Source organism: Alkalibaculum bacchi (assembly GCF_003317055.1).
In the GTDB taxonomy this organism is placed as follows: Bacteria; Bacillota; Clostridia; order Eubacteriales; family Alkalibacteraceae; genus Alkalibaculum; species Alkalibaculum bacchi.
Map to the genome: position 1 here is coordinate 75,868 of NZ_QNRX01000002.1, position 14,989 is coordinate 90,856.

Annotated in this window: 13 protein-coding genes; 3 read left to right on the forward strand and 10 right to left on the reverse strand. The window is 34.2% G+C overall.

What is annotated here, in order from left to right:
* The first annotated feature begins 36 nt into the window (after positions 1 to 36).
* The gene (locus DES36_RS01815; protein ID WP_113919510.1) at positions 37 to 1,335 is read left to right on the forward strand and encodes a bifunctional folylpolyglutamate synthase/dihydrofolate synthase; all 1,299 of its coding nucleotides are present in this window, start codon (positions 37 to 39) and stop codon (positions 1,333 to 1,335) included.
* A 169-nt stretch (positions 1,336 to 1,504) separates the two neighbouring features.
* Here the strand turns inward: DES36_RS01815 and DES36_RS01820 are convergent, their stop codons facing one another.
* The 7 genes from DES36_RS01820 to DES36_RS01850 all read right to left on the reverse strand — a co-directional run bounded on the left by DES36_RS01820 (position 1,505) and on the right by DES36_RS01850 (position 8,635).
* Positions 1,505 to 2,152, reverse strand: coding sequence for a TetR/AcrR family transcriptional regulator (locus tag DES36_RS01820; protein ID WP_170128135.1), 648 nt, complete (start codon positions 2,150 to 2,152; stop codon positions 1,505 to 1,507).
* A gap of 198 nt (positions 2,153 to 2,350) precedes the next feature.
* Positions 2,351 to 3,133 carry a sugar phosphate isomerase/epimerase family protein gene (locus DES36_RS01825; protein ID WP_113919512.1) on the reverse strand — a complete coding sequence of 261 codons (783 nt, stop codon included), beginning with the start codon at positions 3,131 to 3,133 and terminating at the stop codon, positions 2,351 to 2,353.
* Between the two features lie 267 nt (positions 3,134 to 3,400).
* Positions 3,401 to 4,261 carry an amidohydrolase family protein gene (locus DES36_RS01830; RefSeq protein ID WP_113919513.1) on the reverse strand — a complete coding sequence of 287 codons (861 nt, stop codon included), beginning with the start codon at positions 4,259 to 4,261 and terminating at the stop codon, positions 3,401 to 3,403.
* A 191-nt stretch (positions 4,262 to 4,452) separates the two neighbouring features.
* Positions 4,453 to 5,304: a bifunctional 5,10-methylenetetrahydrofolate dehydrogenase/5,10-methenyltetrahydrofolate cyclohydrolase gene (locus DES36_RS01835; RefSeq protein WP_113919514.1), complete on the reverse strand. Its 852-nt coding sequence runs from the start codon at positions 5,302 to 5,304 to the stop codon at positions 4,453 to 4,455.
* 15 nt (positions 5,305 to 5,319) lie between these two features.
* Positions 5,320 to 5,940 (reverse strand): cyclodeaminase/cyclohydrolase family protein, encoded by a 621-nt coding sequence (locus DES36_RS01840; RefSeq protein ID WP_341457117.1) that lies wholly within the window; start codon positions 5,938 to 5,940, stop codon positions 5,320 to 5,322.
* Between the two features lie 125 nt (positions 5,941 to 6,065).
* Complete coding sequence (locus tag DES36_RS01845) at positions 6,066 to 7,739, reverse strand: formate--tetrahydrofolate ligase (protein ID WP_113919516.1); 1,674 nt, start codon at positions 7,737 to 7,739, stop codon at positions 6,066 to 6,068.
* Positions 7,740 to 7,819: 80 nt separating this feature from the next.
* Positions 7,820 to 8,635: a methyltetrahydrofolate cobalamin methyltransferase gene (locus DES36_RS01850; RefSeq protein WP_113919517.1), complete on the reverse strand. Its 816-nt coding sequence runs from the start codon at positions 8,633 to 8,635 to the stop codon at positions 7,820 to 7,822.
* 463 nt (positions 8,636 to 9,098) lie between these two features.
* On the opposite strand from DES36_RS01850, the gene DES36_RS01855 reads away from it, so the two are divergent.
* On the forward strand, positions 9,099 to 10,883 hold the full coding sequence (locus tag DES36_RS01855) for an ASKHA domain-containing protein (protein ID WP_113919518.1): 1,785 nt from the start codon (positions 9,099 to 9,101) through the stop codon (positions 10,881 to 10,883).
* A gap of 138 nt (positions 10,884 to 11,021) precedes the next feature.
* Here the strand turns inward: DES36_RS01855 and DES36_RS01860 are convergent, their stop codons facing one another.
* On the reverse strand, positions 11,022 to 11,672 hold the full coding sequence (locus tag DES36_RS01860; RefSeq protein ID WP_113919519.1) for a cobalamin B12-binding domain-containing protein: 651 nt from the start codon (positions 11,670 to 11,672) through the stop codon (positions 11,022 to 11,024).
* 286 nt (positions 11,673 to 11,958) lie between these two features.
* On the opposite strand from DES36_RS01860, the gene DES36_RS01865 reads away from it, so the two are divergent.
* Positions 11,959 to 12,588: a DUF3786 domain-containing protein gene (locus DES36_RS01865; protein WP_113919520.1), complete on the forward strand. Its 630-nt coding sequence runs from the start codon at positions 11,959 to 11,961 to the stop codon at positions 12,586 to 12,588.
* Positions 12,589 to 12,745: 157 nt separating this feature from the next.
* Here the strand turns inward: DES36_RS01865 and ilvN are convergent, their stop codons facing one another.
* Together ilvN and ilvB are read right to left on the reverse strand one after the other, a co-directional pair.
* Positions 12,746 to 13,240 carry an acetolactate synthase small subunit gene (ilvN, locus tag DES36_RS01870; RefSeq protein ID WP_113919521.1) on the reverse strand — a complete coding sequence of 165 codons (495 nt, stop codon included), beginning with the start codon at positions 13,238 to 13,240 and terminating at the stop codon, positions 12,746 to 12,748.
* Between the two features lie 11 nt (positions 13,241 to 13,251).
* Complete coding sequence (gene ilvB / locus DES36_RS01875) at positions 13,252 to 14,877, reverse strand: biosynthetic-type acetolactate synthase large subunit (RefSeq protein WP_113919522.1); 1,626 nt, start codon at positions 14,875 to 14,877, stop codon at positions 13,252 to 13,254.
* Between the last annotated feature and the right edge of the window lie 112 nt (positions 14,878 to 14,989).

Sequence of the window (14,989 nt, forward strand, 5' to 3'; positions counted from 1 at the left end):
GTTCTACCATCGTTAAATAATAGGAGGTTATTTTAAATGAATTATAATGAAGCTTTAGAATTTATTCATGGCACTTATGCCTTTGGTATCAAATTAGGTCTTGATAATATTGGAAAATTATTAGAATACATGGATAATCCTCAGGACAAATTAAAATATGTGCACATTGCTGGTACCAATGGAAAAGGCTCTACAAGCAATATGATAAGCAATGTCTTAAAAGAATCGGGCTATAGAGTTGGTTTGTTTATTTCACCATATTTAGAAGAATTCACAGAAAGAATCCAAATTAATGGCGCTCATATTTCAAAAGAGGATTTAGGCAGAGTTGCTGGAAAGGTGAAGGAATCTATAGATAAAATGATGAGTGATGGTTATTCACACCCTTCTGAGTTTGAAGTGGTCACTGCTATTGGCCTTCAATACTTCTACGAACAAAAAGTAGATCTGGTAACTTTAGAGGTAGGAATGGGTGGTCGTTTTGACGCAACAAATATCATTAAAGCGCCAGAAATATCCATCATCACTTCTATTGCTTTTGATCATATGCAATACCTTGGCAATACATTAGAAGAAATCACCTTTGAAAAAGCAGGTATCATTAAAGAAAATGGACATGTAGTCTTATATCCACAAGGTGAGCAAGTAGAAAAACAAATTCGTGGAATCTGTGTAGAGCGGAACAATGAGTTTTATCCAACTAATCCAAGTATAGTAGAGTCAAAGAGCGCTTCTCTAAAAGGACAAGAGCTTTCCTTTAAAGGTAGTAAAAATCTAGAACCATTTGACTTTAAACTAAGCCTACTTGGAAATCATCAGATTTTAAACTGTGCCACTGCCTTAACGGCTTTAGATGTTCTAAAAGAAAAAGGATACCATATCTCTACAGAGTCCATTCAAAGTGGAATGTCTAGCGTACGCTTCCCTGGTAGATTCGAACTCTTACGAGAAAATCCTACTATATTCATTGATGGTGCACACAATGAAAATGGCATCGATTCACTGGTAAATACGGTAAAAACATATTTAGATAAGAAGGTCACATTGTTCTTTGGTGTTTTAGCAGATAAAGACTACGATCCTATGATTGACAAGCTAAGGACGATTTCAGACAAAGTATATACTGTAACTCCAAATAATCCAAGAGCAATGTCGTCACAAGAATTAGCAGAACATATCAAGAAAAGATCCCCAGAAATAAATGTGACTCCTTTAAAAACAATAAAAGAGGGCGTAGAAATAGCTTTAAATGGCTCTAAAGACGATGTATTTATTTTTGTAGGTTCTTTATATATGATTGGAGAAGCGAGAACTGCATTAGTTTCTAGTCTTTAGTCGCTAGCCTTAAAGAGTCAGGCAGGATCTAAGGTCAGGAAAATAGCCACCAGTACTTTAGCCACTTATAGTGGCTTTAAAGTTCCGCTTTCAGCAGTTAAGTTTTTGCTGACCACCTGACCACCTGACCACCTAAAAAAAGCTCGTTCCCTTCGGAAACGAGCTTTTTTTAAACAAGAAACTTAATATTTGAATAATCGTACTCTTGGCTGAATATATGTTCTCTTTCTTTGTACTCAGCGATTATATTTTCATCAATACCAAACAATCTACCAGTAACGCTAGATAATACGCTTACTAAGTACTCAAGATCTACATCATATTTACCTTCAAAATAGCTTAACAACAATTCGCGTCGTGCGCCAAATTCAGCAATTTTTATAGTGTCTAAATCTTGCTCAGTAAAGTTCTTATTGTTTTCTTTGTTCATAAGGGTAAATAATCTTTCTGTACTGAATCTTAATGTTTTAAAATTAGACTTATTTCTCAATACTTCATAGAAGAATTTTTTGTTGTTTTCATCACTTAAAATGATTCTGTAATAAATTGACGTTACTAAAAATAATTTTAAATAGGCATTTTTTCTAATGCGCAATTTTCCACTGACAAATTCGTAAATCTCAATATAGAACTTAGAATTAATCTCCAAAACGATATTATCTTTTGTTTTAAAGTAATATGGAATCAATCCTAAGGGTACATTTGCAGTATCAGCTATGTTTTGAACTGTTGCCTTTGTATACCCAAGTTCATAGAAGAGCTTTCTTGATATATTAATAATGTTCTCTTTTGTTTCAAATCCTTTTCTATACCTCATATACACTTCATCCATTCTCATTTGTTTAGTTTTTATATATTAACATATGTTTGAAAATTTTGCAAATTTTTATCAAAGCAACAGGAATAATATACCTGTATATTTTTATAATTGACACATTTTGAACTTATTATAACATTATTCTATATATTTTTATTAAATTTTACCAAATATAGGTCTATTTTGATCTATATTTAATTAATCATTCATATTTAGAATCTGTTCTAATGATTTATGAGCTGTCTTTAAGTATTTTTTAGGATCCTCAATCTTTATTTTACTTGACAATAATTCCATTGTAATGAAATTGATCTGAGAATCTATAATGTTAGGAATAATTTTTTCCCAACTTACTTCTCCATCTCCTGGAATCCAATGTTTATCTTCTTTTCCATTGTTGTCCGACAAATGAGTGCAGTAAAGTCTCTTTTTCCATTTTTCTAATAAATCACCACAGCTCTGCCCTTGTATCCAATCATGGGAGGAATCATAACAAAGTCCTAAATTTTGGGAAGGAATTTCACTTAATAACATATGTATTATATCATTATTTAAAGTATTCTCTATTGCTAATTTTACACCGTACTCTTCCGCTCTTCTTACTAAATGAATCATACTGTCAAGACCAAGCTCTGTGCTTTCTATAACAGGATTTTCATCATTAACGTGCATAATCATATGTGGAATCTCATGTTTTGCGCAAGCTTCTATATAGGAATAATAAGTATCAATTTCTCTCTGGCGAGCACTTTTGCTTTCGCTCCAAAACCGATCAGCTCCCATATAGGGACAATGAATATTGTCTAAAAATAAGCCTGCATCCTTAACCATAGCAGGCATATGATCAACAAGTATTGTTTTAGGGTAAACCTCATCTTCCCACCAAAGGCAAGTAGCATCAAAACCCGTATCTTTAATTAATGTTAACCTCTCCTGCAGAGGCAAAACATATCCAAACCAGGAAAATATGCATTTGTTCATGGACAACACCACTTTCTAGTTGTAAATTCTAAGTTGCAAGTTTTATGTTCTATATTTTAAGCAAAGAGTTAATAGCTGAATGCTGAATGCCGAAAGCTGAAATTTAGGTCACCTATGGTGACCGTTGCGTGGAACGACGAAGCCGTCGTTCCCTTTATCTCGTCTGAAGGCAAGTTTAATTTCCTAACCAACTAGCTACTTTTCCCAACATTCCAACTTAAAAGTTCCGCTTTCCGCATTCTGCTAAAAAAGTTCCGCATTTAGCTTTTAGCTTATTCCCAGTGCTTTCATTCCATTTTCATAACCTAGTCGTATTAATCCCTCTAATTCAATGCCTGCTTCATTCATATATTTTAATTCATCTAAGAAGCCTTGTCCATGAAAAACTTTATAGGCTCCGCCATCACTTCCTATCGCTAGTTTCACTCCTATTTTGTAGGCTTTTTTTACATTTCTGCTTTGTTCATCAAATATTCTCTTTATCGTTTTTATTTGTTCTTTATGACGCTCATCTTCACTAAAGCAAATATTGCCTAATGGAGCTAAAGTAGGAATCCAAATGGTTTTTGAATCCTTTAAGGCGTATAACTCTTCATCTGTCATATAGTAACCGTGCTCTATTGTGTCTACCCCTGCTTTAATAGCCCTTTGTACTCCTTCTCTTGAATTTACATGAACCATAGTAGGGAGTCCTTTATCCTGAGCAAATTTCACCATATAGTCTAATTCTTCTTCATTAAATGCTAGATCTCCTACATCTCCGTAAGTATCAAAATTCATCATACCAGATAAGGGAATCTTGATAAAGTCAGGTTTATCCTTTTCCATTTCTGAAAAAACAGTTTTGAAATCTCTTATATCATCAATAACCTTGCCAATATAACTACCATAATGACCTCTTTTGTAAATAGCATGAATAGGAGTCTTGTAAACAATCCCCTCTTCCTTAGCAACTCTACGAGTAATAGCAGATAAATTAATAGGATCGCCACCATCTCGCAAGGCTATTATTCCACAATCTTTATAAGCTCGAATATTTTTTCGAATAAGCTCTTCTGCTCTTTTTTCACTACTCTTTAATTCCTTACGAAAAATCGCACCATCAATACCATCTAGGGATATGTGCATGTGTGTCTCGATGTATATTGGGATCACTTCCTTTTTGTTAATTTTTACTTCTCGACTTTAAAGCATTTCAGTTTTTTGCTTTTAGTTTTTAAGGTTTTGCTTACCACCTTACCACCTTATTCAATTATATCAAAAAAGCTATCGCAATGAAAATCTCCTACGACAGCTTCTTCTATTATTTTATAATATAATTATTTATTTTGTAAAGTACAAGCCTTTATTACATGTTTTGCTAATACAGATGTAGTTACTGAACCAACGCCACCTGGTACTGGTGTGAGCATAGAAGCTTTGTTTTCAACATCAGCAAAGTCTACGTCTCCACATAATTTTCCTTCTTCGTCTACATTAATACCTACGTCTACGACAACGGCGCCTTCTTTTACATAATCGGATGTAACCATTTTTGCTCTACCGATAGCTGCTATTAAAACATCAGCTTCAGCACATACAGCTGGTAATTCTTTTGTTTTTGAGTGAGTAATTGTTACCGTTGCATTTTGTCCTAATAATAACATAGCTACAGGTTTACCAACTACCATAGATCTTCCAAGGACAACTGATTTTGCTCCTTTTAAATCTACATTGTAGTAGCTTAAGATTTCCATTACTGCAGTAGGAGTACAAGGCGCAAAACCTGTTGCATCTCCTTCCATTACTTTCGCTACATTTGTTGGGCTAAAGCAGTCTACGTCTTTTTCAGGAGCTATAACGTACTTAATTACTTCCTCATCTAATTGTTTTGGAAGTGGTCTAAATACTAATATACCATGAGTGTTTTTATCTTCGTTTACTTCTTTCAACGCTTTAATAAAATCTTCTTGTGTAATATCTTCTGGTAATTCTTTTACTTCTGTATCGATATTACAGCCTTCCATTCTCTTAAGAGCGCCTCTTTCATATGATAAATCGCTTGGATTTGCTCCAACTCTTACGATTGTCAATTTAGGAGCAATTCCTTTTTCACGCAACTCTTTTGCTGCTTTTAAAGTTTCTTCTTTTAAACTAGCTGCTACTACTTTTCCATCTAATAAAGTTCCCATAATAAACCTCCTATTTTATAGCATTTCTTCTACTTTACTGTAGACCTCATCTGCTATTTTTGTACCTTTTGCTACTAGCGGTCTTATTTCTTCGTTTATTTGTGCTACATATGCTTCATCTTTAATCATATTAATATTAATGAGTACATTTAACCACCCGCTAATCAAAGCAGCTCTTAAGCACTGTACTCCAACACCTACATCGCTTATTGCTAACTTCGAACCTTTGTCTACTAATTCTTCATGAAGTAAAATTGCTTCATATGTTTTCTTAACAATATCTACTGGAACACCACAAGCTACGATCAGGCATTTTTCAAGAGTTTCTTCTTTATATTTCTTTTCTTCTTCTGTTTCTTTAGGCAGCCCATAAGCTTTCGATAATGGTAAGAAGTTTTCTGCGTCCTTATCTACCATTTCAAGAAGTTCTTCTTGAATCTTAAGAGCTTTTGCCATAATTTCCTTATTTATTTCTTCAAACTCAGCGTATTTCTTTTTTCCTAATGTTAAATTTACTACCATACTAGCAAGTGCTGTTCCTAGAGCACCAACCAATGCTGCAGCACCACCACCACCGGGTACTGCAGCTTTTGATGCTAATTTATCCGCAAATTCAACACATGAGCCATCGATCATTTTCATATAAGTATCCCCCTCGTAAGTTAAATGTTACTTAAATAAAAGTTTACACCGTGGAAGTGTACACTAAGGTGTATACAGGTGTAAACCTTCATCTTAGATATTAAATTCTTCTATTCGCCTTAGAATAAACCGCCAATAGTACCGAATTCATCAACATCAATCTTTTCAGCTGCTGGTACTTTTGGTAAACCTGGCATTTTCATTACTTCACCAGTTAATGCAACGATAAATCCTGCACCTGCAGAAACAGTAAGGTCTCTGATAGTGATTTTGAAGCCTGTTGGTCTACCTAATACAGTTTGGTCGTCTGTTAATGAGTATTGGGTTTTAGCCATACAGATTGGCATATTGCCAAATCCTAATCTTTCGAAGTTTGCAATTTCTTTTTCAGCTTTTGCAGAGAAAGTTACATCATCTGCACCGTATATTTTTTGAGAGATTTTCTTGATTTTATCTTTGATAGAATCTTCTAAATCGTAAGCAAATTGGAAATCGCTTTCAATATCACAAAGTCTGATGACTTCCTTAGCTAATTCTTCTCCACCTTCGCCGCCTTTAGCCCATACTTCAGAAAGAGCAACGTTTACACCTAATTCTTTACACTTAGCTTCTACTAAATCTAGTTCAGCTTTTGTATCAGTATGGAATGCATTGATTGCAACAACTGCTGGCAATTTGAATACTTGTGTAATATTTTCAACGTGTTTTAATAAGTTTGGAAGACCTTTTTCTAATGCTGCAAGATTTTCTTCTTGAAGATCAGCTTTAGCAACTCCACCATTGTATTTTAATGCTTTAACTGTAGCAACGATGATTACTGCATCTGGTTTTAAATCGTTTAATCTACATTTAATATCAAGGAATTTTTCTGCTCCTAAGTCCGCACCAAAACCAGCTTCTGTTACTACGTAATCAGCATAGTTCATAGCAAAACGAGTTGCTAGTACAGAGTTACAGCCATGAGCGATATTAGCAAATGGTCCGCCGTGTACGAATGCAGGTGTTCCTTCTAAAGTTTGAACTAAGTTTGGTTTTAAAGCATCTTTTAAAAGTGAAGCCATAGCACCTTGAGCTTTGATGTCTCCAGCAGTAACAGGTTCACCTTTTCTATTGTATGCTACTACGATTCTAGCGCATCTTTCTTTTAAGTCGATAATGTCTTTTGATAAACAGAAGATTGCCATAATTTCACTAGCAACTGTTATATCAAATCCATCTTCTCTTGGCATTCCTTGAGCTTTTCCACCTAGACCATTAATAATATTTCTTAATTGTCTATCGTTCATGTCAACAGCTCTTCTCCAAACGACTCTTCTTACATCGATGTCTAATGTATTTCCTTGGAAAATGTGATTGTCTACCATTGCAGCTAATAAATTGTTTGCTGCACCAATAGCGTGGAAATCACCAGTAAAATGTAAGTTGATATCTTCCATTGGAACTACTTGTGCGTAACCACCACCAGCTGCTCCACCTTTTACACCAAAAACTGGTCCTAAAGATGGCTCTCTTAATGCAACTAGAGTAGTTTTACCTAATCTTTGTAAAGCATCGGCTACACCAATTGTTGTAGTCGTTTTACCTTCTCCTGCAGGAGTAGGATTAATAGCAGTTGTTAAGATTAATTTTGCTTTTTTACCTGAAGGTTTCTTTAATAAGTTGATGTCAACTTTTGCTTTATACTTTCCGTATAAATCCAAATCATCTTCTGTTAAACCTAATTTTGCAGCAACTTCTCTAATATCCTGTGGTTTTGCCTCTTGTGCGATTTCAATGTCACTTTTAAATCCCATTATTATACTCCTCCTAATAGTTTTTTTTCTGTCAATTCACGACAGAATATATCTACCATAAATGGTATAACAAATTTAATCTAGCCAATCTTTCCACTTCTAAACGCTTTGTTGTACTTTCTACAATGCCTGTCTCGCGCTAATAAAGCTTCAGTGGCGAATATAGAACTCATCACACCTTTATTTAAAGGATCCATGATAGCAGAGTCCATACCCGAATAAATCGCTAGGGTCATAAAATTTTGGTTGATGATTTTCCTTGCAGGCATACTAAATGAAATATTGCTTAGACCTGAAGTAATCTTAATTGTTGGATAAATTGCTTTGATTTCTTGTATACTCTCTATGAAATTAAGTAGTGAATTATTGTCTGTGGATAAAGCCATTACCAGTGGATCTATATGTATTTTATCTGGAGTAATCCCATATTTTGCTGCTTTCTCAACAATACTTTTTGTAATTTTAACTCTTGTAGCAACATCTTGTGGCGTGCCATGCTCGCTATCACATGTTAATGCAATTACTTGCCAGTCTGTTCGTTCCACGAGGGGAAAAAGGATATCACATTTGTCCTGATCTGTTCCTTCTATAAGTTCTAGATTAACTGAGTTAATAATACCTGGTCTTTTAATCAATGGAAAGACTTCTTTAATAAATAATGGATTAGGGCTATCAATGCAAATAGGTATTTCTACCGCATCTTGTACAATTTCAATAAGCCATTTTAAAGTATCTATTTCTATATCAGGTGTTGTAGATGCGCAAATATCGATGTAATCGGCTCCAGCTTCTGCCTGTTTGATTGCCCGATTTCTAATAAATTCAGCATCTTTTTCTTCAATCGCTTTTTTTACGGCGGGTATAGCACCATTTATTTTTTCACCGATGATGATCAATATAATTGCCCCCTACGCTTTCGGTATCGATTGCAAATTATTCACGATTATTGAAAAATTATTCACAATCATTCAATGATTTTGTAAAACTATTCCTATTTATGTTCTGCCATTATCTTATCAAAAGAGATTTTTATTGTCAATGTATATGTTCGTCTAATACTTAACTTAAAACAAGCTCTAAGGCTGTAAAAATCTATTATACAAGGTTTTAGTCTTGTTACAAATCTAATTGTTAACACGATACATTTAATCCATTTTATAAATTTGTAAAATTAATCAATTTTTTATTCTGTCATTATTTTATCAAAAGAGTTTTTTATTGTCAACATTAATGTTTTCCTTATTTTTACTTAAAATTTGCTCTAAAGCAATAATAATCTACTTTTCGCGGTTTTGCATTGTATAAAATATTTTTTTGTAATATAATACATTTAGCATAATTTATAAAAAGGAGACTACTATGTCAAAACGTATATCCGTAAATTTCCCTTTACTGAATAAAAGCATACAAACAAACGAAGATTCCACTATTTCAGATGTGTGCACCTTAATTGGTGAGCCCCTAAATTTAGTCTGTGGTGGAAAAGGCAAGTGTGGAAAGTGTAGAGTAGATATTGAAACAAATGGAAAAATAGAAAGTGTATTAGCTTGTGTGACAAAAGTATATGAAAATCTTAATATAATGATTACTAGTCAAGACTCCTCAGCCCAAATCCTTACGACCAGTGTACTAAAAGATATATACCCTAACCCGTCTCTAAAATTTTATTTTGTAGATAAATCTAAATTAGAAACCTCTATTGGAGAAAGCGATTGGGAAACCCTTTGTAACAAACTTCAAATGGAATTTGACAGACCTTCTATACATATTTTACGAAAAATTTCTAATCTTTTTCACGATTCAACTGGTATAAATCTGATTGCTTATGATAATGCCATTATTGATGTCCTACCAGGTGATAAAAATATGGATTTATACGGATTAGCGTTTGATATTGGCTCTACTTCAATCGTAGCTTATTTATATGATTTAACTACTTACGAGCAACTGGGTATTAGCTCACAGTTAAATAAACAAACTAGTGTCGCTGGTGATGTCATTGGACGAATTGAGTATACGATTAACGAGCCTAATGGTTTAAAAAGATTACATGATTTAGTAATTGAAACTGTAAATGAAATTATAAACGAAATCTGTGATAAAAATAAGATTAACAAGAGTTCTATTTATCAAGCAAGTTTTTGTGGAAATAGCACTATGCAGCATTTGTTTTTTGAAATAAATCCTCAATATCTTGGTCTCGCACCATTTTCAAGTACTACTCATGATGAGATCATTGCTAAAGCTAAAGAACTAAAGATTCAAATCAATCCAAACGGAGTTATTACCTTCTTTCCCCTATTAGGAGGCCATGTTGGAGGCGATACAGCAGCAGTGCTCTTATCCTTACCAAAGGATGAAAAAAATAGGTTGATTATCGATTTAGGTACTAACGGTGAGGTTGCCGTTGGAAAAGACAATTATTATAAAGTTGCTTCTATGGCCTCTGGACCTGCTTTAGAAGGTTATGGAATTGAGTATGGCATGAGAGGTACTGTAGGCGCAATTGAAAGAGTTACAATATATAATGGAAATATTATTTACAAAGTAATAGGACAAGTTGCTCCAATTGGCATCTGTGGCTCTGGTATCATCGATATTATTGCTGAATTGCTTCGCAATGATCTGATCAACAAAAGAGGTGCTTTTGTAAATCCAGATGAAGTAAAAGAAGCCAATTTAGCAAATCGAATTATAAACACCAATAATAAAAAAGCTTTTATCATAGCACATGGCGAAGAAACCGAAAATGGTAGACCTATTGTATTGACACAAGACGATATCCGTCAGGTGCAATTAGCGAAGGCGGCTATTTTTACAGGTTGTACTATGCTTATTGAAGAAGCTGGATTAAAGGGCGAAGATCTAGAAGAAATTCTTATGGCAGGAGCTTTTGGAAATTATATTAATATGGATATGGCTCAACTTATAGGCTTGATTCCTTATTTTGAGGGAGTCCCGGTATACTCCATTGGAAATGCAGCAGCTACAGGCTCACAACTTTTCCTATTGTCACAAGAAGAAAAAGAAAAGTGCATAGAAATCGCCAAAAACGCAATACACATAGAAATTGCTACAAATCCAAGTTTTACGAAGAATTATATGAAGAATACGTATTTGAATAAAGTCGAAGTCTATAAATAGTAATGAGATAGTCTCTAGTCACTAGACCTTAGTCTTTAGCATTGGGGTATTCCTCTTAAGCAAAAAGCCCCATAAGGGGCTAAAAAGCTATGGACTAGTGTCTAAAGACTAGGGACTAAAAAATAACATCGTTAGATGTTATTTTTTTTCTTCCATCCATTCTTTACAGATATTCAGCCCATGTGCTGCATTTGTAGTAAATGCATCAGACCCAATTTGATCGTTTGCGTCTTTACTTACTGGGTTTCCACCTATAATGATTTTTAGATCATCACGTAAGCCTGCCTCTTTTAATCCATCTACAGTCAATCTCATAGCATCTAGAGCAAGTGTTAAGACTCCGCTCAAACCTACGATATCTGGCTGTATTTCTTTTACTTTTTCAACAAAAGCTTCTACTGGTTGATCGATTCCTATATCATGAACTTCAAACCCTTCAGCTTCAGCCATAATTCTAAAGATATTTTTTCCTATGTCATGCAAATCACCCTTAACTGTTCCTAAAACAATTTTACCTCTATTTAGTTCTTGGCTTACTTCACTAAGTATAGGCCTAATCATATCAATTACATCGGCGAGTATCTCTCCAGCGTAAATAAGATCGCCTACAAAGTAATCACCTCTTTCAAAGCGATCTCCTACAATAGCCATCCCTTCCTGTGCTGCAGTCATTAATTGGTCAGCATCTTCTGGAGTAGGATTAGACTTCATAAAATCTTCTACAAATTGTATTACTGCATCATCATCTAAATCTCCCATAACCTGTGACAATTTGCTTATATCTATCATCAAAATACCTCCTAGTATCTAAAAGCCAAATTATAGTTAATTCTATCATTAACTCTAGTAAATTGTCAATTTTAGATTATTTTCTACAAATTTATCTTATATTATACTATAAAAAGGTAAAGCCAAGAACTTATTTTGCGTAATGTTCGTTAAATGTTATACTTTTCATTTCGTTTACAATTTATGTATCCTACTTCTAAGTTTAACACAAAATTCTACAATAGTCGATAAATCCAAATTATTTTATGATATAATATTATCAAAACAAATGACAAGAAGGTGAATTATGAAACCAGAAGCTGTTATTGAAAAGAGAAAAGATAAAATTCCTTATGAATATTACAAAGAAGAGTTTAAAGCCTTAAGCGCTGAATTCATATTAGGCAACTCAGCAGTCCTTTTCCACGAGACAGAAAATGTTTTCAAAGTAAATCTATTAGGTGATATCCACACTGTATCCTATCCCTCTGGAGAAGTAGATGAAGGTAATCCTAATATTAAATACTCTTTAAAGACCTTGATTTTACGATATCTTCTTTCAGGAAAAGATATTGAGGGCACTGGCAAAATGATCAACTATAGAGATGTTCAAGATGGAAATCTATATTACCATAATTTTTATGGTAGGTGCCTGCTACGATTAGCTAAAACTTTTAAAAACAAATTTGATCTTTTAGCTATAGCCCTAGAAAAACTTGATGCAGAGCGTCTTGACTTAGGAGATCTCTCCTATAGGGTCAGATTTTTACCAAATATTTACTTAGATATCATCATGTACGCCCAAGACGAAGAATTTTCTGCTAGCGCCCAAATCCTATTTAGCGATAATGTACCCTTTTATTTTAGTGCAGAAGATCTAGCATTTGTAGGAGATACAATTAACGATAAACTTGTAAAATTAGCTTATTCAAATTAGAAACAGCTAACAAGATGTGAAAAAGGGGGACAAAGGGGACACATTTATAAATGTGTCCCCTTTTGCTACGCTCTTATCGTCTTCATTTACGCCATCGAAGATGGCTTTTACCTTACCACCTTACCACCTTACCACCTTACCACCTTACCACCTTTTTTTATATACTTAAAACCTTATCTCCTCTTTGAAGTCCTGTTGCGCCTGAGCGGATAAATTCTAAGATGCCAAATGGTTCAAGCATGTCGATAAAGGCTTTTACTTTTTCTTCATCTCCAGTTATTTGCAAGATTAAGCTATTGCGAGCTACATCCACTATTTGAGCTCTAAATATATTAGATATTTGTATGATATTTGATCTTGTAGTATTGTCTGCCTTGACTTTTACAAAGACTAATTCTCTACTTACAGAATCTCCTGGAGTCAATTCTACGATTTTAATTACTTCAATTAATTTATTAAGCTGCTTTTTTATTTGTTCTAATATTTGTTCATCTCCAATTACTGTGATAGTCATTCTTGAAATTTCTTGATTTTCTGTCTTCCCTACGGTCAAACTGTCTATATTGTAACATCTTCTGGCAAATAAACCTGCAATTCTGCTAAGTACACCAGAGTTGTTTTCAACTAATAAAGATAATACGTATTTTTTCATGTAAACTCCTCCTAAAATGCCGTATATTCAGGATCAATGAGACACTGAATAAGACAAGGCTCATCATTTTGCATAACTTGACTAAATACTTCTCTAAAGCTCTCAATAGTATCTACTTTATAAGCCGGTATAGAGTAGGCTTCTGCTAGCTTTGTAAACTCAATTTTACATTCTAAATGAACACCGCAGTTATGGTTTTTTCCATAAAAGTTATCCTGCAGACCTTTCACCATACCTAATCTTTGATTGTTAAAGAGAATAATTTTAATGCCAATATTTTGTTCTCTTATGACAGCTAATTCTCCTAATGTCATTTGAAAGCTTCCATCACCCATGATGCAGATAACTTGTCTTTGAGGGTTGCCAATTTTCACACCTGAAGCTGCTGGCAAGCTATAACCCATGGTTCCAAGGCCTCCAGATGTAAAATAGCTTCGTTTTGCTGTTAATTTGTAATAAAGAGCTGCCCAGATTTGGTTTAAACCTACATCCGCGACAACACAAGCGGAGTCGTCTGTAATATCAGATATGCTTGCAATAATTTCTTTAGGATTAATATAATTGCACCCTGGCTGCATATCCATATTAATTGGAAGTGCCTCTCTAATAGATTCAATTTCCTCAAGCCAATTGCTTGTATCTACAGAAATATCTTTAGTTGTTAAATTTTCTAAAATTAGTTTTGCATCTCCTACTATGGGAACCATAGCTTCTATATTTTTTCCGATTTCAGCAGGGTCGATGTCAATATGAATATACTGTAAATTGCTATTTAATTGATGAAATCTACCAGTAGCTCTATCTGACATTCTAGCACCTATTACTATAAGTAGATCCGCTCTAGAAATAATTCTATTGGAGTATTGGTATCCATGGCTGCCAACAATACCTGCATAAAGAGGATTATCTTGAGGAAAGCTACCAAGACCCATCAATGAGTTAATAATAGGTATTTTGTTCTTTTCTGCAAACTCTAGTAATTGTTTTTCGGCCTCAGCTAGGATAACCCCTCCTCCTGCATAAATGACAGGTCGTTGAGAGTCTTTTATTTTATTTATGGCTCTTTTCACTTGGCCTCGATGACCTAATAGAGTTGGTTGATAACCAATAATATTGATTTCCTCACACTTTTGATACTTTATATTTTCTTCTTGAACATTTCGAGGAATATCAATTAATACCGGGCCTTTTCTTCCGCTATTTGCAAGATAAAATGCTTCTTTAAAGACTCTTGGAATATCGTTTGCATCTTTTATTAAGTAGCTATGCTTCGTAAAAGGTTCCGTAGCACCTTTTATATCTGCTTCTTGAAAAGCATCTGTACCCAATAAATCCGTATTGACCTGCCCAGTAATGAGAACCACTGGTATGGAGTCAAGATAAGCAGTTGCTATCCCTGTTATCGTATTCGTAGCACCTGGACCAGAAGTGGCAATGCAAACACCTACTTTACCAGTAGATCTGTAATATCCACTTGCATAATGAACTAAGGATTGTTCATTGCGAACTAATACATGCTCAATATCCGATTCTCGCATTGCTTCAAATAGAGGTAAAACAGCTCCACCAGGGTATCCAAAGACAAGGTTTACATCTTCTTCCTTTAAACACTTCATAATGATCTTTGCCGCTTTCATATTGGACTCACCCCTTTATGTATTTTTATGTATTTCTAATATGATAATCTAAAATTCATGTAAAGTCAATGATTTAACGTCATATATAGGTGGTCAGGTGGTCAGCTTTAAG

Bases quoted from the DNA above. Each gene is read 5' to 3' on its own strand.
- DES36_RS01815 (WP_113919510.1), top strand. From the start codon at position 37: ATGAATTATAATGAAGCTTTAGAATTTATTCATGGCACTTATGCCTTT.
- DES36_RS01820 (WP_170128135.1), bottom strand. From the start codon at position 2,152: ATGAGGTATAGAAAAGGATTTGAAACAAAAGAGAACATTATTAATATA.
- DES36_RS01825 (WP_113919512.1), bottom strand. From the start codon at position 3,133: ATGAACAAATGCATATTTTCCTGGTTTGGATATGTTTTGCCTCTGCAG.
- DES36_RS01830 (WP_113919513.1), bottom strand. From the start codon at position 4,261: ATGCACATATCCCTAGATGGTATTGATGGTGCGATTTTTCGTAAGGAA.
- DES36_RS01835 (WP_113919514.1), bottom strand. From the start codon at position 5,304: ATGGGAACTTTATTAGATGGAAAAGTAGTAGCAGCTAGTTTAAAAGAA.
- DES36_RS01840 (WP_341457117.1), bottom strand. From the start codon at position 5,940: ATGATCGATGGCTCATGTGTTGAATTTGCGGATAAATTAGCATCAAAA.
- DES36_RS01845 (WP_113919516.1), bottom strand. From the start codon at position 7,739: ATGGGATTTAAAAGTGACATTGAAATCGCACAAGAGGCAAAACCACAG.
- DES36_RS01855 (WP_113919518.1), top strand. From the start codon at position 9,099: ATGTCAAAACGTATATCCGTAAATTTCCCTTTACTGAATAAAAGCATA.
- DES36_RS01860 (WP_113919519.1), bottom strand. From the start codon at position 11,672: ATGATAGATATAAGCAAATTGTCACAGGTTATGGGAGATTTAGATGAT.
- DES36_RS01865 (WP_113919520.1), top strand. From the start codon at position 11,959: ATGAAACCAGAAGCTGTTATTGAAAAGAGAAAAGATAAAATTCCTTAT.
- ilvN (WP_113919521.1), bottom strand. From the start codon at position 13,240: ATGAAAAAATACGTATTATCTTTATTAGTTGAAAACAACTCTGGTGTA.
- ilvB (WP_113919522.1), bottom strand. From the start codon at position 14,877: ATGAAAGCGGCAAAGATCATTATGAAGTGTTTAAAGGAAGAAGATGTA.